This window comes from Natrinema longum, from assembly GCF_017352095.1.
GTDB classification, from domain to species: Archaea; Halobacteriota; Halobacteria; order Halobacteriales; family Natrialbaceae; genus Natrinema; species Natrinema longum.
On the sequence record NZ_CP071463.1, the window covers coordinates 1,815,183 to 1,840,551 of the forward strand.

Here is a 25,369-nt window from a genome sequence, read left to right on the forward strand (position 1 = left end):
GCGATCGGTCCCGACCGTTTCCGGACACCCGCCGCGACCGTCCCCAGGCTCGAGTGCGATCTCGACGGACTCGCTGACGCGGCCGAACTGTGACCGTCCGAACGGACAGCGGTAGCTTCCGTTAGCCGTGCGTTTCGAGAAACGACGCGAGGACGGACTCGACGGCCGCCACCTCGCGGTACTCCTCGACGGTCACCGCGTCGTTCCCCCGGATCATAGCGGAGAGTTCGTGGTCCCCGTCGGGGCGGTAGAGACAGCAGACCGGCGTGTCCAACTCGACGGCGCGTCCGATTTCGTAGCCGACGCCGAGACTGGGCGTCGTCACCTCGGCCACGACGACGTCGGCCTGCCGGAGCCAGGCGAGGTCCTGATCGTGGATGTCGCCGTCGGTCAGTCCGTCAGCCTGCTCTTTCGCTTCGACCGCTTCGACTCCGACGTGTTCGGTGAGCACGTCGCCGTGTCCCTCGAGGATCTCGATGAGTGCCGCGTAGCGATCGACGTCCGATCGTCCGCCCCTGATGGAGCCGCTGAAGAAGACGTCCATGCCGACGCGATAGCCGACAGCGCCGGATGACGATTGTGATGTCCGCTGGAAACCCGCTAGTCAGAGCCGGTTTCGAGCCCCGACTCCGCACCCGTTCGCATCCGACGCCGCCCCGGTTATGGGATCACCTGTTCGCCGTCGTCGTCGTAGATCGTGATCGCGTCGACGGGACAGGACCGAGCGGCGAACTTCGCGTCGAGTTCCGCGTCGTCGGGAACGTCGCGGACGAAAACGCCGTCTTCGACTTCCTCGCTGTCCGCGAGGATCGCCTTCCCCTTCGATTTGTCCTTCTCGAAGGCGTCCCACTCCGCGACGCACTGGAACATCCCGATACAGGTGTCCTCGTCGAATTCGACTCTCATACGCGACGTTCGGCCGATCGCGGTAAATCGTTAGCGGTTGTCCGTCGCGTGAACTGCCGCTGGACGGACGGGAAAGAGCGGCGAACGCTCCTCCAAGTGCGTCTCAAGTGGGAAGAACGACTCGGGCGGGAGTCAGCCTTTCTGCCGCAAAGGCGTGGAGTAATGCGCTTCCCACCGATCCCAAAGGTGACTTTCCAGGCTAAATTGATAATAATGGTTATACTACCTCAGACTATTAATTATAATATGACTGCTGACAGTAAATCATCCAACAACGCACATCTCCGTGCGATTCGTTCTACGATAGCCGCCTTAGCACTTGCAGTTCTGGCAGCTGCGCTCATTCTTCGTGAGGACCCCCTCGCTTTTCCGCTTTTTATCGCTACTATCGTCGTTGTCATCTATTCATTTGTTCCAACGCTATTGCATTCATGATACGCTTGTCACCGACGATCGAATAGAAACCGCTACCAAGACGATCGGCAACTACGTTCCGTGATAACAGCGACCACATATAAATATATTTTTATTATCGATCGTTCCCTCGAGTCGAACATGGGACGAATCGAGTCGGGACCGGCCGGAACACGACCGGCGGACCCGCTGGGACGAGCGATGCTCGCTCACCACCGCGACGAGCCGGGTCGGCTGACGTATCGCGACGGCGCGGACGTCCAGGACGGCAACGTCGCCGAGTTCTACTTCTCGAGTCCCGACTCGTGGGATCGGGAGACGATCGACGTCCTCGAGCGACTCGCCGACCACGAACCGATCCTCGACGTGGGCTGTGGCGCGGGGAAACACCTCCTGTGGTGGGCCGACCGCGGCATCGACGCGGTCGGCGTCGACGCGAGTCCGAACGCCGTGCGAACGGCCCGTGAACGCGGCCTCGAGGACGTCCTCGTCGGCGACATGTTCGACTTGCCGATCGAGACGGGCGCGTTCGGGGCCGTCCACGCCGTCGGTACCCAGATCGGTCTCGGCCGCTCGCTGGCCGGGATCCGCGAGGTGCTCGCCGAATTCGCTCGCGTCACCGCCGACGGGGGCGTCGCCGTCGTGGACAACTACGATCCGACGCGACTGGACGAGGACTTCTTCGGCTACCGTTCCGACCCGCGTGAGGGAATCGCACACCGGTGTTTCCACCTCGAGTTCGAACGCGAGACGGAAGACGGTGAGCAGCGCCGCGAAGTCGGGCGGACGCTACAGTTCCTGTTGTGTTCCCCGCCCCGACTCCGCGAGGCGACGACCGAAACGCCGTGGCAGCCGTGTCACGTCGCTCGGACCGATGGCACGGCACATTACAGAACGGCATTGAAAACGGAGCGACGGCCGAGTGGTGGAACGGAGTAGCGGCTGGGCTGGCGCTCTCGGAGTTCCGCTCGAAGGAACGCTTTTCTCGTTCGTCCCCAAACGATCCGGGGAGACGAAATGGTCGCACTGTCCTTCGCAGTCCTCGTCGGGGCCGCTATCGTCACCTGTCTGTTCATGGCGTGGGTGCTCGGGGCGAACAGCAACTCGCCACCCTTCGCCCCCGCGATCGGCGCGAACGCCATCTCGACGATGCAAGCGGCGTTCGTCATCGGCCTGCTCGCGGCCGCGGGCGCGCTCATGCAGGGTGGCAGCATCTCGGAGACGGTCGGTGCGGACCTCATCGACGGCGTCACGATCACGCCGCTTGCGGCCACCGCAGGCTTGCTGACCGCGGCGGGGTTCATGGCGATCGGCATCTACACACGATACCCGATTCCGGCGGCGTTCGCGACGACGGGCGCGATGGTCGGCGTCGGTCTCTCGCTGGGTGGCGATCCCGCGATGGCTACCTACCGCCGACTCGGCACTTTCTGGCTGCTGGTGCCGATCATGTCCGGCGGACTGGCGTACGCGACGGCGACGATCCTGCGGCGCGACGACGTCCCCGAGACCGTCGGCGTCCCGCTGCTGGCCGGCGTCGTCGGGGCGATCGTCGCCAACGTCCGTCTGGGCGTGATCCCGGATCCGGCCGCCGATCAGGGGACGCTGGCCGGGTTCGTCTCCCAGCAGTTCGGCGGTGGCCCGATACTCGCGTCCGGCGTCGATCTCGGAACCGTCATCGTGACGATCGGAGTCGGCGTCCTCGCGTTCTACTGGGTCCGCGAGCGCGTCCGCGTCTCCGTCGAGAGCGGGATCCGGTCGTTCCTGCTCGTCCTCGGCGGCATCGTCGCCTTCTCCTCGGGCGGCTCACAGGTCGGACTCGCGACCGGCCCGCTCGAGAACCTCTTTCGGGTCGAACTCGGCCTGCCGGGCATCCTCCTGCTCGCGATCGGCGCGGCCGGTATCCTCGCCGGGGCCTGGATGGGAGCACCACGGCTGTTACAGGCGACCTCCCGGGAGTACGCCCAGTTGGGCGTCCGGCGTTCGATCGCGGCGCTGGTCCCGGGGTTTATCATCGCCCAGCTGGCGATCGCGCTCGGCATTCCGATCTCGCTGAACAACATCATCCTCTCGGGGGTCATCGGCGGTGGACTGGCCGGCGGTTCGGCGGGCGTCTCCCGGCGCAAGATCGGCGTCACGATCACCTTCTGGGTGCTCACGCTGGGAAGTTCGGTCGTCGTCAGCTACGGGCTGTATCGGCTGTTCGCGACGGTGATCGGGGGTTGATTCCCGCGGCTCGTACTCGAGGCGCTCACTCCAGCACCGTTACCGGCCGCGCAGTGCGTTCGACCACCGTGGCGGCGATCCCACGGCCGAGAAACCGCCTGAGAAACCCCGTCGATCCGCCGCCGGAGCCGTACATTACGACGTGATCGATCGCCTCCTCCGAGGCGTATCTGGGAACGACGGTTCCGGGTCGTCCCTCGACCGTCTCGATCCGAACGCGGTCCGCCGCCGTCGGATCGGCGACGGACTCGAGCAACGCCTCGGCGCTGGCCCGCGCTTCCGTCGTCCGTTCCTCGCTTCGCTCGAGGACGCCCCCCTCGCTGAGTGGCGCGTCGAGCGGCGTCACGACGGTGAGGAGGGTGATCTGGGCGTCGGGAAACGTCTCGAGGGCATAGGTAAGTGCCTCGTCCTCTCGCGGACGGCCGAGCGTCGGGACGAGGACGTGAGCGGAGTCGGCCATGGAGTCGTCTTCGGTCGCCGGTCCTATCGGTCTATCGCCGTCGACGAATCGCTCATCCGTTGTGTGAGAGGGACCCGATCCGGGAGCAGCATCGATGGCAGCGAGCGTCCCTCCTCTCACGAGGCAGGGGGATCGCCACGCCCTCCCCAGCCGATTCGTTCGCGACTCGAGGGGTTCACGTCGTTCACCCCCGCTCGTCGCTCACTCATCCCTCGCGCAATTTCGAGTCGCGATTCGTCGTCGACTCACCGCGACTCAGCGCGCGCCACACGCCGGCTGATCGGTCCAGAGCGTACGCTGGCTCCCTGAAGTTCGAGGGGACACGGATCCCACAGAGATCGACATGGATCGAGCGGGAGACAGTAGCCACTGCTCGAGGAGCCGATCGCCACAGCCGGCGAGACGATACTTTAAACCGCGGGACGCGCCAAGGACGGGTAATGAATATCGAGGAGCTGTCGGGGCTCCCGCCCGGTGCCGTCGACCATTTCCGGGGCGAGGGCATCGAGGAGCTCTACCCGCCCCAGGCCGAGGCGGTCGAGGCCGGTGCGACCGAGGGCGAGAACCTCGTCGCCGCCGTCCCGACCGCCAGCGGCAAGACGATGATCGCCGCCCTCTCGATGCTGTCGGCGGTCCAGCGCGGCGGGAAAGCGCTCTATATCGTCCCCCTCCGAGCACTCGCCAGCGAAAAAAAGGAGGAGTTCGAGGAGTACGAACGCTTCGGCGTGACGACGGGTGTGACGACCGGCAACTACGAGAGCACCAGCGACTGGCTCGCGACGAAGGACATCGTCGTCGCCACCAGCGAGAAGGTCGACTCGCTCGTCCGCAACGGAGCCGACTGGCTCTCGGATCTGACCTGTGTCGTCTCGGACGAAGTTCACCTCATCGACGACCGGAATCGGGGGCCGACCCTCGAGGTGACCCTCGCGAAACTCCGGCAGCTCAATCCCCGCATGCAGGTGGTCGCGCTCTCGGCGACGGTCGGCAACGCCGACGAGATCGCCGACTGGCTCGACGCCGCGCTCGTGGATACCGACTGGCGACCGATCGACCTCCAGATGGGGGTCCACTACGGCAACGCCCTGAACTTCGACGACGGCTCGACGCGGGAGGTTCCCGTCGAGGGGAGCGAAAAGCAAGAGGCAGCACTCGTCCGCGATATCCTCCGAGAGGGTGGCTCCTCGCTCGTGTTCGTCAACTCCCGCCGGAACGCCGAGGCCGCCGCGCGACGGTTGGGCGGCGTCTCGAAGAACGAGCTGACCGCCGAGGAGCGGACAGAACTGGCCGACCTGGCCGAGGAGATCCGGGACGACAGCGACACCGAGACGAGCAAAGACCTCGCGGACGCCGTCGAGCACGGGTCGGCGTTCCACCACGCCGGCCTCTCGAGCACCCAGCGAACGCTCGTCGAGGACGCCTTCCGCGACCGGACCCTGAAGGTGATCTCGGCGACGCCGACGCTCGCGGCGGGGGTCAATACCCCGGCTCGACGGGTAATCGTCCGCGACTGGCGGCGCTTCGACCCCAGCGCGGGTGGGATGGCCCCCTTAGACGTCCTCGAAGTCCACCAGATGATGGGCCGAGCGGGCCGTCCGGGGCTCGATCCCTACGGCGAGGCCGTCCTCCTCGCTACGAGCCACGACGAGAGCGAGGAACTGTTCGACCGGTATATCTGGGCCGACCCCGAGCCGGTACGCTCGAAATTGGCGGCCGAACCCGCCCTGCGGACCCACGTGCTCGCGACCATCGCCTCCGGCTTCGCCCGCACGCGCGATGGGCTCCTCGAGTTCCTCGAGGCGACGCTGTACGCGAGCCAATCGAGCGAGCCCGGGCGACTCGAGACGGTGACCGACACGGTCTTGCAGTACCTCGAATCGAACGACTTCATCGAGCGTGACAGCGGCGGAAGCGACAGTGCCGAAGCGGACGATGGCGCAGACGGCGCGTTCACCTCGGCCGCTACTCTCGCCGAGAGCGGCGACCGGGACGAGGAACTCGCCGCCACCAGCCTCGGCCACACCGTCTCGCGGCTCTATCTCGATCCGATGAGCGCCGCCGAGATCGTCCACGGGCTCGCGGACGCAGACGAACGACCGACCGCACTCGGCCTCTACCAACTGGTCTCGCGGACGCCCGACATGTACGAACTCTACCTGCGCTCGGGCGAGGACGAGCAGTTCGGCGAACTCTTCTACGAGCGCGAGGCCGAACTGCTGGGCGATGCCCCCAGCGAGTTCGAAGAGGAGCGCTTCGAGGACTGGCTCTCGGCGCTCAAGACGGGCAAACTGCTCGAGGACTGGGCGACCGAGACCGACGAGGAGCAGTTGACCGATCGGTACGAGATCGGGCCGGGCGACCTCCGTGGAAAGGTCGACACCGCGGAGTGGCTGCTCGGTGCGGCCGAGTCGCTGGCCGCGGAGATCGACAGCGAGTGGACCGTCGCGGTCCGGGAGGCCCGCGCCCGCGTCGAACACGGCGTGAGTGAGGACTTACTCGAACTCGTCTCGGTCGGCGAGGTGGGCCGCAAGCGCGCCCGGCGGCTCTACGACGCGGGAATCGAGGAGCCCGCCGACCTGCGAACTGCGGACAAAGGTGTCGTCCTCACCGTGCTCAAAGGGGAGAAGACGGCGGAAACCATCCTCGAGAACGCGGGCCGCGAGGATCCCTCGATGGACGGCGTCGAGCCGAAGTCCGCAGGGAGGACCGACGGCGACGGACCGGCGATCGGAAGCGACGACGCGGACGAGGACGCGGCGAGGACGGAGACGGGGGACGCCGACGACAGCCAGTCGAGTCTGGGTGATTTCTAGTGGAGCTACGCCAATGCCGCCTCGAGATCGACGATCTGGACGCGTTCGTGAGCGACCTCGGCGAGATCGGTGATCGCCACGGCGTGACGATCCAGGCCTTCGACTCGCGGTACGTCGCCGACCGCCGCCACCTCGAGCGGGCCGTCGAACTGGCCGATCGCGCGATCGACCGCGGCGAGAACGTCGCCCGGGATCGCGCCGTCGAGATCCTGCTGTACGCCGCCGGCCGCCGGCAGATCGACCGCGCGCTCGAGATGGGCGTCGGCGAGGGCGAGAACCGGGCGGTCGTTCTGGTCGACGGCGAGAGCGACGGAGACGAGACCGCTGCGCTCGAGGCGGTCGAAACGCTGGACGCGTTCGTCGGACAGGAAGCGACGCTGGAGACACGGGACACCGAGACGCTGTGTGCGTTCTTCGACATCACCGATGCCGAACGGGGGGCCACCGACGCGTCACTGTCGGCACTGGTTCGCGAGCGAGTCGCGCTGCTCGAGGTCGAGAAATAGGGGATCGGCGGGTCTCCAACCCGCGCTCTCAGACGGTTTGCTGTCCCGGTGGGACCGCAGGGCGGTCCCGGTCCTTCGGAACTGACGGACAGGAGACCGTCTCAGTCGTCGGCGGCCCCCTCGAGTCGGTCCGCCCTCGCTTCTCGCAGCCCGTCGCAGATGCCGCCCTGGCTCGACATGTTGACCCGTGCGAGCCGTCCCCGCCGGTGAACGAGGGCGAACGACCCGGGGTCGATCGGATCGCCCTCCGGCGTTCGAAACAGGGGGGTGTCCGGCTCCGAAACGAGGTCGGTCTTGCGGGCTTTCTCGAGGTAGCGCTCGATCGGCTCGGGCGGAACAGTGACCGCAAACGAACGGTCCTGAACGTAGACGGCGACGGTGTCGGTCGACCGGTCGATCTCGAGGTCCCGTACTCGAACGTCGACGATCGACTCGCCGTCGAGACCGGCCTCGAGCAGCGTTTCGACTGCATCGTACTGGCGGGCGACGCGGGCCTTCTCGTCGAGTTCCGCACGGACTGCCGCGACGTCGCCGTCGGCGTCCGGAAACGCCTCACCGAAGGACAGCCGTTCGTTCACGCCGCGATTGATTTCCGTCTCGTGCATGTGGTCGTGAAGCGTAATCCGGCTCTCTTCGACCGCCGGCAGGGACTCGACCTCGTCGCGGGCGTCGATCGCCATCATCCAGGCGAAGGCCGGCGAGCACCACGCCGTCGGGAGCGTGAGGTCGACGGCGACGCGTTGCGCGTCGATCTCGATCGCGTCGACGTACTCGAGGGCGACGATCGAGCGGTCGAGTTCCGGATCCGTCACTCGATCCAGTCGGTCGCGGACGGCCGCTCGCGTCGGTGCGGAGCCGTCGGGAGCCCGTCCACTCATCAGTCGTCCGCAGCCGCGGGTTCCTCGCTGGCGTAGTGGTCCCCGAGACCGAACTGCTGACTGATCTCGTCGTCCTGGAACGCCTGCCGTTTCGCCTCGATGTCGATGTCGTAGAGGTCGGCGATATTCTCGCCCATGACCTTCTTTTTCGTCTCGAGGTCCCACTCGACGCCGTACTCCGCGCGGTGTTCCTGCGTGAATTCGGCCTCGAGAACCTCTTCGACGAGCCAGTCGGGGTTCCACAGCGCGTAGTCCGAGCCAAAGAGGACGCGATCCTCCCCGAGCCACCAGAGGAGTTCGGACATGATCTCCGAGAACTTGCCCGGCCGGTTCTGGGCGAACGGCGCGGCGACGGCGAGGCCGCCGTAGACGTTGTTCTCCTGGGCGGCGATCCAGCAGAAGTCGTCGAGGCGGGGGAGCCCGACGTGTTCGACGATAAAGTTGAGCTCCGGGAACGACGAGGCCGCGTCGTCGACGTCTTTCACGTCGAACGCGTCGCGATTGAGGGGCCGGATCGTCGGCCCCTTGTGGGCGTGGATGTTCTCGATCCCGAGTTCCTGGCACTTCTCGAGGAACTCGAAGGCGTCCTCGTCGTCGAGTCGCCACCCCTTCGAGTCGTCGCGCCACTCGGCGGTGTAGAGTTTGACGCCGGGGATATCGTACGTATCGTGGAGTTCCTCGAGGTACTCGAGGCCCGCCTCCCCGTCGCGGGGATCGAAGGTGCCGTTGAGGACGAACCGCTCGGGGTACTCGGTCGCGAGTTCGGCGTTCTGTTCGGTCGTGTTAAACCCCTCTTCGTAGAAGTCGGTGAGGTACGTCGGCTGGAAGATCCCCATGTCGGCGGCAGCGTTGCCGAACAGGTCCTCGACCATCCGATCGGCACCGTACTCCCGATACTCGTCCATGTCCCACTGCCGTTCCTCGGGAGTGAACGTCGTGTGATAATCGTAGAAACACTGGATGAACTCCTCCCCACCCTCGTGTTTGATGTTCTCCTCCGTGGCGTCCCACAGGTGGACGTGCCCGTCGATGACGAATATTTCCGCTCCGTTGTGCTGATACATCGCACAATGCATATCGATACTACGCCATATTACTCTTTTTCAGACACGTTTGAATACCCCATCGACGAGGGCCTCTACGCGCAAAATTAGCGTCTAATCAGTTTAGTATCAACATTCATATACTCACACAGAGCGATACGCGAGGGGAACGTTATCACGGATGCCGACGAACTGTGACGCGGTACCATGCACGCAGCCAGACTCCACGAGTACACCGACGACATGAGCGACGCGTTGCAGATCGACGAGGTCGACCGGCCAGCCCTCGAGCAGTCCGATCAGGTCCTGGTCGAAGTCGAGGGAGCAGGGTGGTGTCAAACTGACAACCACATCGTCGAGGGGATGTGGGCCGATTACGCGCCACAGGACCTGCCGATGACGCTGGGCCACGAGAACGCCGGGATCGTCGCCGAGACCGGCGAGGAGGTGACGCTGGTCGAGGAGGGCGATCCGGTAATCTGCCACCCCGTCCAGACCTGTGGCATCTGTCGCCCCTGCCGGCTCGGCGAGGACATGTACTGCGAGAACAGCGCGTTCAACGGGCTCACGACCGACGGCGGCTTCGCCGAGTACCTCCAGACCAACGAGCGCGCGGTGATCCCGCTCCCCGACGGCGTCGACCCGACGGAAATCGCACCGCACGCGGACGCAGGAATCACGGCCTACCACGCCGTCAAAAAGGCGGTCGACGAACTGAACCCCGGCGATACCTGCGTCGTCATCGGCGTCGGCGGCCTCGGCCACATCGGACTCCAGTGTCTCGATGCCATGACCGCCGCCGACATCGTCGCCGCCGACATCAAAGACGAAGCGCTCGAGTTGGCCGAAGAGTTCGGTGCTCGCCACGCGATCAACTCCGCCGAGGAGGACCTCGCCGACGTGATTGCTGACCTGACCGACGACGAGGGGGCCCAACAGGTGGTCGACTTCGTCGGCCGCGACGAGACGACCGCACTCGCACCCGAGATCGTCGCCGCCGGGGGCGACCACCACATCGTCGGCTACGGCGGCCACATCCACGAACCCAGTCAGGCACTGGTCGACGGCGAGTTCTCGTTCCGCGGCACGCTGGTCGGCAAGTACGCCGAACTGCAGGAACTCGTCGCGCTCGTCGATCGGGGCGACGTCGAACTGCGCACCGAACGCCACGACCTCGACGAGATCAATACGGTCGCGGAACGACTCGAGCACAACGAGATCGAAGGACGAGCGGTCGTCCTGCCACCCTGAGCGAACCGAGACGACGGGTGAAACCGTGCGTCTCGGCCGGCGGGCTGCGACGGGATAGTCGGGTCGAACGCCGTCCGGGCACGAAAAACGGGGCACGTGATCTGTGGGCGATACGCCGGACACCGATCGCGGGATCTCCTACTCGTCCCGTGCAGCGACGGTTCGCGACCACGTCTCGTCCGGATCACGCCGTTCGAAGCGGGCACCCTGTCCGCACTCGGGACAGCCAAACTGCCGGTACTCGACCTCGTCGCCGATAACCGGGACGGTTCTCGCGGTCCCCTCGGCTCTGCGCTCCATCTCGATCTCACAGCGGGAACACGTCGGTGGGTCCGTATCGGGTTCGCTTTCGGGGGACATCGCTACACCCCGTTGTACGTTACCACTCAGCGTACTTTAGCCGTTCGCTCCCGCCCGTCGACACGCCGATCGAGCGTCCGACCGCCGATCGGGGCCACGCTCTTGGTCGGCCGGGTGATAGCTCCTGCATGGCCACCCTCGAGGATCCAATCGATATCGGCGGCGTCACGATCCCCAACCGGCTCTATCGTGCGCCGCTGCTCGAGTGTGCGGGCAACGGCCCCGACGCGGTCGACGCGCTGATCGACGACTTAGAGCCCGCGGCCGAGTCGGGGGTCGGGCTCGTCTGTCAGGGCGCGACGATCGTCCGCGGCGAGGGTGGCTGTGCCGCGCCGGGGATGACCCGCGTCCACGACCCCGCCTTCGTCGACCGACTCTCGCGGCTCACCGACCGCATACACGACCACGGAAGCCGGATCGTCCTCCAACTCGAGCACGGCGGCCTCCGAAGCATGGAGACCTGGCACGCCGAGTACCGCCGCGAGCACCCCGACCTCGCGCAACTCGCGGTGTCACAGCCCCCCTGGCAGTTACGGCTGCTGGATCGGGCGGGCTTTCTGAAGTACGACCCCCACGTCCTCACCACGGCCGAGGTGTACGACCTCGCGGCGGATTTCGGCCGTGCAGCGGCCGACGGGGTCGACGCGGGCTACGACGGGATCCACCTCGCCGGAGCGAACATGGGGATCGTCCAGCAGTTCCTGTCGCCATTTTACAACCGCCGGGACGACGAGTTCGGGGGGTCGCCCGAGGCCCGCCTGAATTTCCTCGCCGTCGTCCACGACGAGATCCGCGAGCGGGCCGGCGACGTGCCCCTGCTGACCAAGGTTCCCGCCGAAACGCCAGCGCCGCCCGCACCGGTCGTTCGGCGAAAACTCTCGCTCGCGGACGGCATCGAGATCGCCCGCCGGCTCGAGCGGATCGGCTACGACGCGGTCGTTCCAGTCCAGACGTCGGTCGTCTGGGACATGAGCATCGTCCGCGGGGAGTACCCCGAGCGGGCGTGGGACAACGACGCTCTGTCCGAGGCCTACGACGTGGCCTTCGGGGGATCGACGCGACGGCGGCTCGTCGCCGTCGCGAATCGAGTGCAGTCGCTGCAGTACGACTTCGAGCCCGCGTGGAACGAGGACTTCTGTCGGCGCGTCCGCGAGCAGGTGTCCATCCCCGTCCTCGCGGAGGGTGGGATTCGAGGGCGCGGGGAGATGGACCGACTGCTCGGCTCGAGCGGTGGGGCCGACGGCGGCGAGGACAGTGACGCGGCCCCCGCCTGCGACATGGTCGGCATGGCCCGCCCCTTCTACGCCGAACCGCGGCTAGGGGCGCGGCTGCTCGAGCCCGATTCGGGAGCCGAGACGCCGCGGGTCCTCTGTGAGAGTTGCAACAACTGTACGGTACCGCAGGTAACCGGCGCGCCGGGGATCTGTCGGACGCCCGACGTGCTCGAAAAGCGTGGCGAACTCGAGCGGGCGGGAGTCTACGATCGAACCGGGGACGACTGACTCAAACTGTGACGGTACCGCTCGTCAGGTCCGCGAGCGTCCCCTCGGTCGTGTAGTCGGGCGCTTCGACTCTGAACCGGGAGTCGGTCGAGCCCGCGTAGTGGAGTTGGAGCGTGTACGAGCCGTCCTCGGCGATCGGTGCCGCCTCGCGTCGGTCCGCGTCGACTTGCTCGAGCATGACCATCTCGTCGGCGTAGGCTGGGTCGGACTGCCCCTGAATCTCGTAGGTCGCCCGATCTTCCGAGACCTCCGAGCCCTCGAGCGGATAGCCACGATCGATCCATGCTCCGAACCCCTCGTCGAGCGCGTACACTTCCTCGTAACCGTTATCGATCAGCGATGCGGCCCGAAGTCCGGAGAGATGGTGTGGACAGCCACAGTAGGTAACGATGCGCTCGTCCGTCGACCAGTCCGAAACTGGATCGTTCGATCCACCGTCCGGGGCAGAACTCAGCGGGGCACCAGCGATGTGGGCGTTCTGGTACTGGTCACTACCACGTGCATCGGCTACCCGTGCTTCCTGTCGCTGATACCAATAGTACACGTCGTCGATCGGTGCAAGGGGGACCTCGATACCCTCGAACACCTGTGTCTGATAGACGCTGGTGTCGATGGACCGCTCTTCGGGGACTGACTCCGGTTCGGGCCCGTAGCCGTTGGCATCACTGCCGGTATCGCCACCGAGACAACCAGCCGCCCCACCGATTACTGCTGTCCCTCCGACAGCGAGGAACGTCCGTCGGTTCATACTGGCTATCTAACGAGGACGCAAAGATATGGCTTCTGGTGGCACGACAGTTACTGCGAGACCCCTTCGTTTCAACTGGAAACCGGGAGACGCAGGTGAAGAAGTGCTCGAGTCGAAACGACAGAGAAGTAGTCCATCCTGGATTCGAACCAGGGTCGAAGCCCCCAGAAGGCTTCAGGATTGGCCACTACCCCAATGGACTCCACTGCACTCGTCGGGTCGGCTACCGACGTACCAATCAGTAGTTGGTGTCCGTATTAGAGTGTTACGAACTCAGTCGCACATCGGCCGGCGAGTGCGCTCCGTGTCCACCACCCGCCTCGACCGGAACGAACGCGCCGGTGCGCCGGGGGAGTACCGGTACACACGGCGGACCTATCGACGGTCGAGTGTCGCTCCCGGCGATTCGGTCGTATCTCTCGAGTCGACGACCAATCGGGTGGAGTCGGCTGGCAGACGTCCGAGGCGGCGGTCTCGTCCGCGGACACACACGATAGGCGTCAGATTCCGCTGCTGGTCACTCGCCACGCGGGGCTGTGGGCAGCGGCAACCGGTTCTCCGACAGCTCTCCACGAGCTGGCCGAACCGGACACTGTGCGGAACCGACGCGTCTCGTCGTTGGATCGCACGGTACGTCCGGCGATGGCGCTCGAGCGAGTTCGATCCCGAAATAGAAATAGACTTATGAATACAGAATTATATTGTATATAATATCCATTACTACACAATATAATAGTCGATCCTCGGTTCGAGACCGACGGCAGCCGAAATCGAATAGGAAACGCATATCGCCGTATGTCGGTGCGTCGTGCTCGTTAACGCCCTGTGTGGCCAGTCGTTTCACATCGGAACGGGAAAGCAGCGATCAGTCGTCCCGACGAACGCGGAGCGTCGACAGAACCGAGTTTCGTCGAGTAACACGTACAGAATCGTCTCGACAGGAGCGATAGTAGCCGCTCGAAGAGCGCTCCGTGAAGGCGGGAGTGCGTCCCATAATATTGCCTTAATAGAGCAATACTATGTGCTCAAAATACTGTCGAATATCACAACTATAACGGCAGCGACGGCGTTACCGCTCGGAACCACACCCCGATACTCCCGAGCGCATCCCGCGAGCCGAGACGCGGTCGATCGTCGGTCAACGCGAGCCGAACTCGATGACGGTCTTGATCCGATCCGGTGAGCGGGAAAACGCATCGTCGACGGCGGCCGGTTCGAAGACGTCCGTGACGAGTGCGTCACCGAACCAGTCGGGGAGCGCAGAGAGCGTTTCACAGGCGGCCTCGAAGTGCGTGACGTGGGAGTTGACGCTGCCGACGAGTGCTTTGTTGCCCTGAACGAGCGAGCGATGGAGCCGCCCCCCCTCCACGTCGAACGCATCGTCTCCGGGGAGTCCGAGCAACACCCCGACGCCGTTTTGCTCGAGTGCGTCGATCGTATCGAAGGCGTGTTTCGCGTAGCCGGTCGCTTCGTAGACGAGGTCCATCGGCTCGTAGGCGGTTGGAACGTCGGTCACAGGGGTCTCACGCGAGTCGACGTAGGTCGCGCCCACCCGTTCGATGAGGTCGATCGTCGGATCGGGCCGGTCACGGCGACCGAGACAGTACGTCCGATCGAACTCCGACTGGAGTCTGGCGAGTGTTAGCAGGCCCAGCGGCCCGTTTCCGAGCACGAGCGCTGCGTCACGCTGCCAGTCGAACGCCGACCGCGAAGCGGAGGCGTGCTCGAGCGCTTTTTCGGTGTTGCTCATCGGTTCGACGAGGATGCCCGTCGCTTCGAACGCGGCCGGAACGGGGACGAGAAACGCCGCCGGACTCGTGAAGTAGTCGGCCATGTAGCCGTGCGCACCGTCGATCCCGCGTTCGAGACACTGGTCGGGCGGGGCCATATCGGGCTCTCCCCGCCGGAAGTACTCGTTTGCGGTGTTCGGCGGGCGGCGAACCGTCGGAACCACGAGCTGTCCTTCCTCGAGGTCGGTGTCGTTCGACGCCTCGACGACACCGACGGCTTCGTGGCCAAGGACTTGGTGATCGCTGTCGGCGGGGAAGCCGCCGTGATTCCCGTCGATCACCTCGAAATCGGTTCCGTCGATTCCCACTCGGAGCGTTCGAACCAACGCTTCGCCGGGGCCGGGTTCGGGGCGGGGTTTCTCTATGAGACGCGGCTGTGAGTCGCCCCGTTCGACGGCGATCGCTCTCATGGGTCGACCCGTGCGATCACGTCGATTTCGACGCCGATCTCGATCGGCAGTCGCGATACTTCGATGGCGCTCCGGGCGGGGTAGGGCTCGGTCACGTACTGTTCGTACACCGCGTTGATCTCCTCGTAGTCGTCCATATCGGTGACGAACACCGTCGACTTGACGATGTTCTCGAGCGAACTGCTGCCGGCCTCGAGAACGGTTTCGATGTTCTCCATGGTGGCGTGGGTCTGCTCGGTGATGTCGTCGCCGACGATCGCTCCCGACTCGGGATCGACCGGCCCCTGTCCGGAAACGTACACTCGATCGCCGTCGCGGACTGCCTGTGAGAACGGTCCGATACTTGCAGGTGCGTCTTCCGTTTCGATTTCGTTCATCTTTCGATTACCCAGTATATGACAGTACACATATGTGTTTCGGTGACGAGTGGGGTCATTCCTGTGACGTCGTCAGGTGTGAACTGACGCGCTCGATGACGTGGTCCAGTTCGGACTCCTCGAGACACATGGGATTGATCGTGACGACGTCTTCGTCCAGGCGGTCCGCCCCGACGAAGACGCGAGGCGATTCCGCTCGAAGCGTCCGAACGAGTTCCGTCGCGGAACACGCCGCGACAGCGGTATCGACGTGAACCGCGACCGCTGGGGCGACCGAGACGTCGCCACCGCCATCGAGTGTCGGATCGACCCCGTGAACGGACTCGAGCGCGGAAACGATTCGCTCCGCATCACGCCGCCATCGATCGTGAGCGGCGTCGTGGTCGTCCTCGAGGAACGACTCGAGGGCGACGAGGAGACCGACGAGTTCCTCCTTCCCGACTTTCAGCGGCCGTCCGATCCCCTGTCGCGGGACGCCGTCGAACCGATCGATGTCGACGAGTGCTGCCGGTGGTTGCCAGACCTCGCCGGCGGCGTGCATATCGAGATGCTGAAGGGCGATCGATTCGACGAGATCGCGGCGGCCGGCGACGATCCCGGTCGTTTGCGGACCGCGGATCGCCTTCCCACCGCTGAAGACGACGAGGTCCGCACCGTCCTCGATGAACCGGGAGAGGTTCTCCGTCGGCGGGAGTTCCGCGGCCGCGTCGACGATAACCGGGACGTCGTATGCCGACGCGATGTCGGTAACCGTCGACAGGGCGGGCTCGGTGTACGGTTTCTGGACGTAGCCGATCGCCGCCGTCTGCTCGGTGATCGCACGTTCGATCTCCCACGGCTCGACCGCGGTCGAGCCGGTACCGAGGACTCGATCGTTCGTCCCGACGTCGACGATGGTCGCCCCAGCCCCACGGAACGCGTGATCGTAGCCGGTTCTGTGCGTCCGTGGCATGATGATCTCGTCGGGAATGCCGTCGGTGTCCGGGAGCTGGTCCATCGCGGCGGGATCGTCGCCAGCCAGTGTCGCGGCCGCAGCGAGAAGCAGACCGGCGTCGGCACCACACGTCACGTAGCCGGCCTGTGATCCCGTCACGGTAGCGATGCGCTCGCTCGCTTTCGCCTGTAAATCGGAGAGTCTGACGAACTCGGTGGCTGCCCGTCCCATCGCTTCGACGGCCTCCGGTCGGATACGGCTGCCGCCGATCCGTGTTTTCGTTCCGGAGGCGTTGATGACACTCGGGACGCCTAGCTCGTCGTACACGGTCTTCTCACTCATCTATCGTGCTCGACACGTTCACTCACAGGATATAAATAAGTTCGGTTGTCAGTTTGTTTTCGTCCGTTTCTCACGCGGAAACGACTATATATGATGTGTGCTATGAATGACGTATGCAGAGCGATACCGCGATCGGTGCCACCGTTCGGTCGCTGACGATCCTCGAAATCGTCGCCGATTCACTGGAACCGATCGGTGTGACGGCGATCGCCGAGCAAACGGGGCTGTCGAAGGGGACCGTTTCCAAGCATCTATCGACGCTGCACGAACTCGGGTACGTCGATCGATCCGACGGTCACTATCTGCCGTCCGTTCGGTTTCTCGACTACGGTATCCGAGCCGGATCGCTGTCCGAACTGCACCGCGCAGCGGCGGCTCCGATCGACGAACTCGCCGAGATGACGAACGAAGTGGCCGGGATAGCTATCGAGCACGACGGGCGAGTCGTCGACGTGTATCTCTCCACGGCACACGCCGACCCGGACTTTCCGGCGTACAATACGCGACTGCTCCACTGCAGTGCCGCGGGAAAGGCGATCCTCGCCGAGCAGTCCGAGGACGAACTCGACACGCTTCTCGAGACCCCCAGGACGGAACGAACCGAGTACACGATCACGGCCGAATCCGAACTCCGGGCCGAGCTGGATCGGATCCGCGACCGCGGGGTCGCGTTCGATCGACAGGAACAGTTTCCGCGTGTGAACAGCGTCGCCGACGGAATCTCGACCGAGTCGGTGACGGGTGCGGTCTTCGTCTCGGGGTGGGCTGACGAACTCTCCGGGAAGCGGTTCGAGGAAAACGTCCCCGGAATCCTGTTCAGCGCGAGTAACATGCTGCTCTCGGAGCTCTCCGTGACGCCCGGATCCCGTCGGTAGCGGCCGTAGAGCCCGTCTTTCACTCTGACTCGAGGGAGGGGAAATTATTTTATTTCCCCCATCCGTCAGTCGATCCGTCCATGAAGCTATTAGCCATCGTTGCGCATCCGGACGACGCCGACATCTTCTGTGGCGGGACGCTCGCAAAACACGCCGATCGGGGCGACACGGTCACGATCGCCCATCTGACCCGCGGCGAGTATGGAGGGATCGAGACGACGACCAGCGAGATCGCGTCCGTCCGCGAGGCGGAGGCACGACAGTCCGGTGAGATACTCGGCGCGGACGCGGTCGAGTTTCTCGGATTCGAAGACGGACGCATCGAGTACTCCCTCGAGAACCGGCTCTCGATCGTCGAGACGATCCGGACGTTTTCGCCGGACATCGTCCTCACCCACTATCGAGACGACATGCACCCCGACCATCGGGTCACGTCGCGACTCGTCACCGACGCCTACTACATGGCGTCGTTGCCCCTCGTCGAGACGCCGTCAGATCCCTGCGATCCGGAGAACGTCTACTACTTCGGGAAGCCGACCGCCGAGTTCGATCCGTCGGTCTACGTCGACATCAGTGGCTACGAGGACGTCAAGGCGGACGCGATCAGACGACACGAGTCTCAGGTCGAGTTCCTCCAGTCACACGGCGGCATCGACGCGGAGTTCGACAACCTCGTAGACGGAATCGCCGCGGAAAACACCGTTCTCGGGAAGCAAACCGGCGTCGACAGCGCGGAGGGATTCGTCCCGTTCCACGAAACCACTCGAGCCTATCTCGAGTGAGCGACGAGCCGGTCGACCGATACTCGAACTCGTTTTGCCGTCAGAACGGTCGACAGCAGTGCCTCGAGATCCAGCGGCGACCGTGTTCACTACCGACGAGCGTGTCCGGTTCGAGTGGCACACGTCCCGCGTCACGCCCCGTGCTCCCTGCCGGGACGTGGCACGCTGCCGTCTCGTTTCTTCCTCCGAAACGTATCCGGGCCCAGTCCGCCTCTCCCCGTGAGTGTGCCACTACATTACAGACATAGGATTGTAATGAAGGTCGTAGCTATTCGAAACGCGGACCCGATCGACGAGCCGGGAGCGACTCGAGTACGGTCGTGGGACCACATCATTACAGTCATAAGACTGTAATAGCGATTCGATCCATTCGAAAGCAGGGTCGGCGACCGGCGATCGGACGGAGGGCCGTTTCCGAGAGCGAAACAAAAGGCGGAGGCGATCGGTTCACCACTCCGCGATACTCCCGTCCTCCTGGCGCCACACCTGATTGTGCCAGTTGAGATTCCGCTGGGACCGCTCCCGAACGGCCTCCTCGTCGATCCCGATCCCAAGCCCGGGTTCGTCGAGGAGGTCGAGATAGCCGTCCATGAACTCGAAGACGGAGGCATCGTCGAGATAGTTATCGGCTGCGCTCTTCGGGGCAGGATAGATGTCGAACCCGTGGTCTTGGAACAACAGGTTCGGAACGGTCGCACTCACTTGCAACGAGGCCGCCAGCGCGATCGGTCCGAGCGGACAGTTCGGAGCTACTGCCACGTCGTGTGCTTCTGCCATGTTCGCGATTCGTACCATTTCGGAGATTCCGCCCGCATGGGAGACGTCGGGTTGTACGACATCGACGCCACCGCGTTCGAACAGCGGCTTGAAATCCCAGCGCGAGTAGAGCCGCTCGCCCGTCGCCAGCGGAACGGTGGTCTGTGACGCGAGCGTGGGCAAATATTCGAGGTTTTCGGGAAGAACCGGCTCCTCGATAAACGCGATATCGAACGGCTCGAGTTTCGGTGCGATCCGTTTCGCGAGTGACTTCGAGATCCGCCCTCGAAAGTCGACGACGACATCGATACTCGGACCGACGGTCTCGCGTACGTGTTCGACGCGGGACACGACCTCGTCCACTACGGCCGGCGGCTCGAGGTGCCGCATCTGGTTGGCCGCGTCCATCTTCAACGCGGTGTAGCCGACGTCGCACAACTGCTCTGCTTCGGTGCCGACCTCGTCGGTTCGATCGCCACCGATCCACTGATAGACGCGGATCTTGTCCCGCGTCTTTCCGCCGAGGAGTTCGTACACCGGTGCACCGAACGCGCGGCCCTTGAGATCCCACAGCGCCTGATCGATTCCCGCGATGGCGCTCATCAACACCGGGCCGCCACGATAGAAACACCCCCGATACATCGCTTGCCAGTGCTCTTCGATCCGGTGTGGGTCCTTCCCGAGGAGATAGCTGTCCATGACCTCGTCGACGGCAGTCCGGACGGTCGCGGCCCGCCCTTCGACGATCGGTTCGCCCCACCCGATCAGCCCGTCCGCCGTCTCGAGTTTCAGGAAGAGCCATCGGGGCGGCACTTGGAACAGTTCGTAGTCGACGATTTTCATACAGGCAGTTCGTGACAATCACCTATAAACGTTCGATCTCTCGCACCGACCGTCTCGGGACCGGACTGCGTGATGGCCGTTGTCCTCGGCACCGGACTGATGAAAAACTATATATGTGATCTACCGAAATAGTCGTCCGGGCCGAATGATATGACAGACCATACCCGACGCAAGCTACTGCAGTATGCCGGCACAACGACGACGCTCGGTCTCGCCGGGTGCCTGAACGGATTCACCGGTTCGAACGGTTCCGGAGATGCGATCCGAGCGCGCTACATCGGGCAGGAACCGCAGGCCGACTGGCTCGAGGAACAGTCAGACGCCTTCGAGGAGGAGACCGGTATCGAAGTCGAACACGAGTTTCTGACGTGGGCGGACGTGCCGGACTCACAGGTGACCGATATCCAGTCCGGTACTGGGCCGGACGTCGACCACATCGCGTCGACGTTCCTCCCACAACAGGCGAACGCCGACGGCTGGGTCGACCTGTCGGAACTGGATGCACCGTTGCCCGAATCGGACGGCTTTTTCGACCAAGTGACCGACATCATGGAGTACCAGGGAGCCGTCCACGGCATCCCGTGGTTCTGGGGACCGCGTGGCTATCTCGAGTACGATCCGCTCGTCGAGCAAGCGGGAATCGACGGCCAACCAGACGACTGGGACGACCTCGTCGAGCAGGGGCAGGCGTTCCGAGCGGAGTTCCCCGACAGACACCTCTACGCGATGATGGGCGTGAGTTGGGAGCTACCGCGTGCGTTCATCACGTTCCTCTGGCAAAACGGCGGGCAAGTGGCCGACGAGGAGACGAACGAGATCCTATTCGATTCGACGGAAGGCGTCGAGGCGCTGAACTTCTGGAAGGACCTCATCGTCGAAGACGACGTCATGCCGACACAGATCGCCGAGTGGGGGGTCGACGAGTTCGACGGGGCGTTGATCAACGAGGACGTCGGGGCAATCATGCAAGACCTGAGTCCCGTCGATCAGTTCGTCGAGCAAGGGATGGCGGACCGGAGCGACTTCACGATCGGCCAACTCCCGGCCGGGCCGACCGGCGACCGGTCGACGTTCTTCGGCATGGAAGGGCTCGGCATTCGGCCGTGGTCGGACAAGCAGGAGGAAGCCGCCGAGTGGATCTCGTGGCTCGCCCAGCCGGAGACGAACGCGGCGTTTGCCGATCGGATCGGTCTGCTGCCGACCGTCGAAGCGGCGTTCGACCGCTCCGAATTCGACGACGAACTCAGCCGGACGCTCCACGACGACGTGCTCCCCCATGCGCGGCACTATCCGATGATTCCGGGGCTGAGCGAAGTCGAGGGCGAACTCGCCGGAACGATCGGCCAGTGGCTCGAGGAAGTCGTCACGGGCGAGTGGGAAGACGGACGGTCCGCGGAACTCCTCGACGAGGCCGCCGGTGTCGCACAGCAACTCGTCGATCAGGCACAAGAGGGTTGATTACGGATGGGGCTCCGAAAGAACTAACATAGATCTCGAAAGCTACATATCATGGTACGCGCTTCCTTGCGGTTACGCGAGCGAGTGACCAGCGGTGATCTCGGGCGGTATCTCCCGTTGTACAGTCGACTCGACGAGAAGTACCGATACGCGTACAAGCTCCTGTTTCCCGCACTGGCGATGATGTTCGTCGTGCACTTCGTCCCCGTCGTGTGGGGGGTGACGATCAGTTTCATGGGCGTGGACGCGAACTACATCGGTGACTGGACGAGCGCGCCGTTCGTCGGCCTCGAACACTACGCCTTCGTGATGGATCCGGCGACGACCATCGGGAGCCGATACTGGTACTCGATATCGCGGACCGCCCTCTGGTCGTTCGGCGTCCTCGTCGGGACCTACGTGTTGGGGCTGACGGCAGCGTTGATCCTCAATCAGGGGTTCAGAGGATCGTTCGTCGTTCGAACGCTGTTGTTGCTTCCGTGGATCGCCCCGGCGATCGTGACGTTGAACGTCTGGCGCATGATGTTCCTCTCCGATTCCGGCATCATCAACCACGCGCTCATGTCCGTCGGGATCATCGACGAGCCGGTGTTCTGGTTGCTCGGCGATCAAGCGCTGTGGTCGATGACTATCGCACACGTCTGGATCCAGTTCCCCTGGGTGATGATCATGCTCTATGCCGGCCTCCAGTCGATCCCCCAACAGCTCTACGAGGCCGCGTCCATCGACGGGGCCGGCCGCTGGGGCAAGTTCCGATACGTCACGCTGCCACAACTCAAACCCGTCTCCGGGGTGGTGATACTCCTCATGTTGCTGTGGACGATGATCAACTTCACGACGCCGTACGTGATGTTCGGCGGGAGTCCGCCCTCGTCGGTCGAGGTGACGATGGTGTACATCTATAACTTCTCGTTCAGAGCCTTCGCGTTCGGTCGCGGGGCCGCGATGAGCGTCGGACTGTTCGTCGTTTCGATGGTGATCGCGACGATCTACTACCGCCGCTTCATCCGGAGCGATTTGGAGGCGGATACCCAATGATTCCCGACGAGTGGAGGCCGTCCGAGGAGACCACGGACCGACTGTTCGGACTCGCGTCCAAGGGAGTCCTGCTGACGATCGCGATCTGGGCCCTGTTCCCCATTTACTGGATGGTGTTCAACAGCTTCCGAACCCGATTCGAGATCGTCGGCGGCGATCCGAGCTTCACCGAGACGTCGCTTCACTACCAGAACTACATCGACATGTGGTCTCGCGTCGATCTGTTGGGGTACTTCGTGAACAGTCTCGTCATCGCGAGCACGACGACGGTTATCGCGCTCTTCATCGCCTGTCTCGGCGGGTACGCGTTCTCCCGGTACCGGTTCCCGGGCCGACAGTACGTCGGTGCATCGCTCATCGGGACCCAGCTGATCCCCGGAATCTTGATTCTGTTGCCGATGTTCATGCTGTTCCGGACGATTCACGATACCGTCGGGATCCAGCTCATTCACACCTATCAGGGGATCATCTTCGTCTACACCACGTTCTCCGTTCCGTTCGCGATCTGGATGCTTCGTGGGTTTTTCGACACGATCCCCCCATCGCTCGAGGAAGCCGCTCGCGTCGACGGCTGTACCCGGTTCCAGGCCCTGTTTCGAGTGGTCTTGCCGCTTGCAGCGCCGGGAATCGCCGCGACGGGGATGTTCGTGTTCCTGGTCGCGTTCAACGAGGTGCTGTTCGCGTCGGTCATGGCACGAGGCGACGTGACTCCGCTTTCGATCGGCATCCAGCAGTTCATGGAACGGGACCAGAACCACTGGGGCGAGATGATGGCCGCGTCGACGGTCGCGACGCTCCCGATCCTCCTCATCTTCGTGGCGTTCCAGAAGCCGATCGTCAAGGGACTGACCGAGGGCGGCGTGAAACAGTAGCCACCCTCTCGAGAGGATCGGCGAGTACGGCCCGTCCCGGTCGCTCCCTCGTTCGGTCTCGCTGGTATGACGCGACTGCGCTGCCGTCCGACGTCGAACCCGTTCAGTCCGCAAACCCGGGAACGGTGACCGGCAACTGACCGGTCGGCGTCGTCTCGCCGACGAGCATCTCCCCGAGAACGGTGCGTGTCGCCGGCGTGTAATCGTACGTCACCACTGCAGTCGAGACGTCGGGAACCGTCGACAGATCGTAGGGGTTCCGAACGAGTACCGCCGCGAACCGCGACGTTCGGTCGTCGAGTGCGCCGACCGCTGCTGCCTGTGATTCGTCGGCCGTCGCGTCGTCGACGGCGGCGATCACCTGTGCGTCGTCGTCGAACGACGGTCCCTCGAGCGGGTCGTCGAACTCGTGACACGTGACGTCGAATCCGACGGTGGCGAGCGACTCGGCGAGCAGCGATGGCTCGAACTCGTCGTCTTCCGCCGGCGACGCTGGGCCGCCCGACGACCCGACCAGCCGGAGCGGCCGATCGGTCGTGAACGGGAGCGTGTCGTCCCGGTCGCGAGCGAGCGTGATCCCGCGAGCGGCGATCGCACGCGCGGTCTCGGCGGAACGGTCGGCCGCGTCCGCCCAGGGCGGGGCTGACGGCGACCGCGAGTCGCTCACGCGGCGGCGTTTGTAGCGGAGGATTCGGTCGACGGCTGTGTCGATCGTTGCCTCGTCGAGTCGACCCGATTCGACTGCATCGATCACCGCGTCGATCGCGTCCGCCTGTGTCTCGGGTGTGTGACAGACGAGCAGCAGGTCACAGCCCGCCTCGAGCGCTCGCACGCAGCCCTCCGGTGTTCCGACCCCGTCCGCGATGGCGCGCATCTCCATCCCGTCGGTCACGAGGAGGCCGTCGAAGCCGAGTTCGTCGCGGAGCACTCGGCGCTGGACCGCGGCCGACACGGTCGCCGGGGTCGACGGCGTTTCCGTGATCGCCGGGAACGAGACGTGCGTCGTCATGATCGCGTCGAGCCCGGCGTCGATCGCTCGCCGAAACGGCGCGAACTCGACGTCCGCGAGTCGCTCGCGGTCGTGATCGACGACGGGTAGTTCGTGATGGGAGTCGGCACTCGTATCGCCGTGTCCCGGAAAGTGTTTGCCACAGGCGATGACGCCTCGGGACTGCATCCCCAGTGCCAGTTCGACCCCGAGTTCGCCCACTCGCTCGGGGTCCTCGCCGAACGAGCGGACGCCGATCACCGGGTTCCGCGGGTTGTTGTTGACGTCGAGGACGGGTGCCAAGTTGAAATTGATCCCGAGTGCGGCCAGTTCGCCGGCGACGGCTTCACCGGCGGTGCGTGCGAGCGTGGGATCGCCGCTCGCACCGATGCACATCTGACTGGGCAGCTCCGTCCCCCAGCCGAGACGGGAGACGACTCCGCCTTCCTGATCGGCCATCACGAACGGCGGGACGCCCGGCCCCTCCTCGAGGACGAGCCGCCGTAGTCGGTCGGTAAGCGTTGCGACCTGTGTCGGGGTCTCGACGTTCCGGCTGAAGTAGACGACGTTGCCACACTGTCGTTCGGTGATCAGCGTTCGGAGGTCGGCAGTGAGCTCCGTCCCGTCGAAGCCGACGACGAACAGCTGGCCGACTTTCGTCGCGAGATCCATCTCACTCGCGTCTGTTGGCACCATAGCGCGGTAGTTGTCTTCGCTCGCATGTAATTCTATTGTGCCGACCATCGCTGCCGTTCGCGGGAAACACAACGTGTCAGTTTCAGACAGCTATATATACC

The 25,369-nt window shown here is 64.3% G+C and carries 23 protein-coding genes and 1 tRNA gene; 11 read left to right on the plus strand and 13 right to left on the minus strand.

Features of this window, described 5'->3' with window-relative positions; all coding sequences use genetic code 11:
- Window positions 1-121: 121 nt before the first annotated feature.
- Both J0X27_RS08960 and J0X27_RS08965 read right to left on the minus strand, forming a co-directional pair.
- Window positions 122-544, minus strand: coding sequence for a nucleoside 2-deoxyribosyltransferase (locus J0X27_RS08960; protein ID WP_207268811.1), 423 nt, complete (start codon window positions 542-544; stop codon window positions 122-124).
- Window positions 545-660: 116 nt separating this feature from the next.
- Window positions 661-906, minus strand: coding sequence for a ferredoxin (locus tag J0X27_RS08965; RefSeq protein WP_207268812.1), 246 nt, complete (start codon window positions 904-906; stop codon window positions 661-663).
- A gap of 555 nt (window positions 907-1,461) precedes the next feature.
- Between J0X27_RS08965 and J0X27_RS08970 the strand changes: the two genes are divergently transcribed.
- Both J0X27_RS08970 and J0X27_RS08975 read left to right on the plus strand, forming a co-directional pair.
- Window positions 1,462-2,259 carry a class I SAM-dependent methyltransferase gene (locus J0X27_RS08970; protein ID WP_207268813.1) on the plus strand — a complete coding sequence of 266 codons (798 nt, stop codon included), beginning with the start codon at window positions 1,462-1,464 and terminating at the stop codon, window positions 2,257-2,259.
- Between the two features lie 78 nt (window positions 2,260-2,337).
- Window positions 2,338-3,546 carry an inorganic phosphate transporter gene (locus J0X27_RS08975; RefSeq protein ID WP_207268814.1) on the plus strand — a complete coding sequence of 403 codons (1,209 nt, stop codon included), beginning with the start codon at window positions 2,338-2,340 and terminating at the stop codon, window positions 3,544-3,546.
- 25 nt (window positions 3,547-3,571) lie between these two features.
- Here the strand turns inward: J0X27_RS08975 and J0X27_RS08980 are convergent, their stop codons facing one another.
- Entirely contained in the window at window positions 3,572-4,006 is a 435-nt protein-coding gene (locus J0X27_RS08980; RefSeq protein WP_207268815.1) for a universal stress protein, read from the minus strand.
- A 440-nt stretch (window positions 4,007-4,446) separates the two neighbouring features.
- On the opposite strand from J0X27_RS08980, the gene J0X27_RS08985 reads away from it, so the two are divergent.
- Together J0X27_RS08985 and cgi121 are read left to right on the plus strand one after the other, a co-directional pair.
- Complete coding sequence (locus tag J0X27_RS08985) at window positions 4,447-6,819, plus strand: ATP-dependent DNA helicase (protein ID WP_207268816.1); 2,373 nt, start codon at window positions 4,447-4,449, stop codon at window positions 6,817-6,819.
- The gene (gene cgi121 / locus J0X27_RS08990) at window positions 6,819-7,325 is read left to right on the plus strand and encodes a KEOPS complex subunit Cgi121 (RefSeq protein WP_207268817.1); all 507 of its coding nucleotides are present in this window, start codon (window positions 6,819-6,821) and stop codon (window positions 7,323-7,325) included. The genes J0X27_RS08985 and cgi121 overlap by 1 nt, the downstream gene beginning before the upstream one ends.
- A gap of 101 nt (window positions 7,326-7,426) precedes the next feature.
- Here the strand turns inward: cgi121 and J0X27_RS08995 are convergent, their stop codons facing one another.
- Both J0X27_RS08995 and J0X27_RS09000 read right to left on the minus strand, forming a co-directional pair.
- Window positions 7,427-8,203, minus strand: a complete 777-nt coding sequence (locus J0X27_RS08995; protein WP_207268818.1) for an iron-sulfur cluster assembly protein — start codon at window positions 8,201-8,203, stop codon at window positions 7,427-7,429.
- The gene (locus J0X27_RS09000) at window positions 8,203-9,267 is read right to left on the minus strand and encodes an amidohydrolase family protein (RefSeq protein ID WP_207268819.1); all 1,065 of its coding nucleotides are present in this window, start codon (window positions 9,265-9,267) and stop codon (window positions 8,203-8,205) included. Before J0X27_RS09000 ends, J0X27_RS08995 begins: the two co-directional genes overlap by 1 nt.
- 186 nt (window positions 9,268-9,453) lie before the next feature.
- Between J0X27_RS09000 and J0X27_RS09005 the strand changes: the two genes are divergently transcribed.
- Window positions 9,454-10,497, plus strand: a complete 1,044-nt coding sequence (locus J0X27_RS09005; RefSeq protein WP_207268820.1) for an NAD(P)-dependent alcohol dehydrogenase — start codon at window positions 9,454-9,456, stop codon at window positions 10,495-10,497.
- Between the two features lie 138 nt (window positions 10,498-10,635).
- On the opposite strand, the gene J0X27_RS09010 is transcribed toward J0X27_RS09005, so the two are convergent.
- Entirely contained in the window at window positions 10,636-10,857 is a 222-nt protein-coding gene (locus tag J0X27_RS09010) for a hypothetical protein (RefSeq protein ID WP_207268821.1), read from the minus strand.
- Between the two features lie 128 nt (window positions 10,858-10,985).
- Here J0X27_RS09010 and J0X27_RS09015 point away from each other — a divergent pair, with 128 nt between their 5' ends.
- Complete coding sequence (locus J0X27_RS09015) at window positions 10,986-12,359, plus strand: oxidoreductase (RefSeq protein ID WP_207268822.1); 1,374 nt, start codon at window positions 10,986-10,988, stop codon at window positions 12,357-12,359.
- A 1-nt stretch (window position 12,360) separates the two neighbouring features.
- Here the strand turns inward: J0X27_RS09015 and J0X27_RS09020 are convergent, their stop codons facing one another.
- From J0X27_RS09020 to J0X27_RS09040, 5 genes are all read right to left on the minus strand, one after another.
- Entirely contained in the window at window positions 12,361-13,107 is a 747-nt protein-coding gene (locus tag J0X27_RS09020) for a rhodanese-like domain-containing protein (RefSeq protein ID WP_207268823.1), read from the minus strand.
- Window positions 13,108-13,236: 129 nt separating this feature from the next.
- A tRNA-Gln gene (locus J0X27_RS09025) sits at window positions 13,237-13,309 on the minus strand.
- Between the two features lie 936 nt (window positions 13,310-14,245).
- Complete coding sequence (locus J0X27_RS09030) at window positions 14,246-15,307, minus strand: glucose 1-dehydrogenase (RefSeq protein WP_207268824.1); 1,062 nt, start codon at window positions 15,305-15,307, stop codon at window positions 14,246-14,248.
- Window positions 15,304-15,684, minus strand: coding sequence for a Rid family detoxifying hydrolase (locus J0X27_RS09035; protein WP_207268825.1), 381 nt, complete (start codon window positions 15,682-15,684; stop codon window positions 15,304-15,306). Before J0X27_RS09035 ends, J0X27_RS09030 begins: the two co-directional genes overlap by 4 nt.
- Before the next feature lie 55 nt (window positions 15,685-15,739).
- Window positions 15,740-16,960 carry an aminotransferase class V-fold PLP-dependent enzyme gene (locus tag J0X27_RS09040; protein WP_207268826.1) on the minus strand — a complete coding sequence of 407 codons (1,221 nt, stop codon included), beginning with the start codon at window positions 16,958-16,960 and terminating at the stop codon, window positions 15,740-15,742.
- 113 nt (window positions 16,961-17,073) lie between these two features.
- Between J0X27_RS09040 and J0X27_RS09045 the strand changes: the two genes are divergently transcribed.
- Both J0X27_RS09045 and J0X27_RS09050 read left to right on the plus strand, forming a co-directional pair.
- Window positions 17,074-17,835 (plus strand): IclR family transcriptional regulator, encoded by a 762-nt coding sequence (locus J0X27_RS09045; protein WP_207268827.1) that lies wholly within the window; start codon window positions 17,074-17,076, stop codon window positions 17,833-17,835.
- Window positions 17,836-17,915: 80 nt separating this feature from the next.
- Window positions 17,916-18,617 (plus strand): PIG-L deacetylase family protein, encoded by a 702-nt coding sequence (locus J0X27_RS09050; RefSeq protein ID WP_207268828.1) that lies wholly within the window; start codon window positions 17,916-17,918, stop codon window positions 18,615-18,617.
- A gap of 447 nt (window positions 18,618-19,064) precedes the next feature.
- Here J0X27_RS09050 and dgoD read toward each other — a convergent pair whose 3' ends face one another.
- Window positions 19,065-20,216, minus strand: a complete 1,152-nt coding sequence (dgoD, locus tag J0X27_RS09055; protein WP_207268829.1) for a galactonate dehydratase — start codon at window positions 20,214-20,216, stop codon at window positions 19,065-19,067.
- 150 nt (window positions 20,217-20,366) lie between these two features.
- Between dgoD and J0X27_RS09060 the strand changes: the two genes are divergently transcribed.
- The 3 genes from J0X27_RS09060 to J0X27_RS09070 are packed head-to-tail and all read left to right on the plus strand — an operon-like array spanning window position 20,367 to window position 23,584.
- Window positions 20,367-21,674, plus strand: a complete 1,308-nt coding sequence (locus tag J0X27_RS09060; protein ID WP_207268830.1) for an extracellular solute-binding protein — start codon at window positions 20,367-20,369, stop codon at window positions 21,672-21,674.
- A gap of 51 nt (window positions 21,675-21,725) precedes the next feature.
- A complete protein-coding gene (locus J0X27_RS09065; RefSeq protein ID WP_207268831.1) occupies window positions 21,726-22,712 on the plus strand; it encodes a carbohydrate ABC transporter permease in 987 nt (328 codons plus the stop codon).
- The gene (locus tag J0X27_RS09070; RefSeq protein ID WP_207268832.1) at window positions 22,709-23,584 is read left to right on the plus strand and encodes a carbohydrate ABC transporter permease; all 876 of its coding nucleotides are present in this window, start codon (window positions 22,709-22,711) and stop codon (window positions 23,582-23,584) included. The genes J0X27_RS09065 and J0X27_RS09070 overlap by 4 nt, the downstream gene beginning before the upstream one ends.
- 103 nt (window positions 23,585-23,687) lie before the next feature.
- Here the strand turns inward: J0X27_RS09070 and nagZ are convergent, their stop codons facing one another.
- On the minus strand, window positions 23,688-25,268 hold the full coding sequence (nagZ, locus tag J0X27_RS09075; RefSeq protein ID WP_207268833.1) for a beta-N-acetylhexosaminidase: 1,581 nt from the start codon (window positions 25,266-25,268) through the stop codon (window positions 23,688-23,690).
- Window positions 25,269-25,369: the final 101 nt, after the last annotated feature.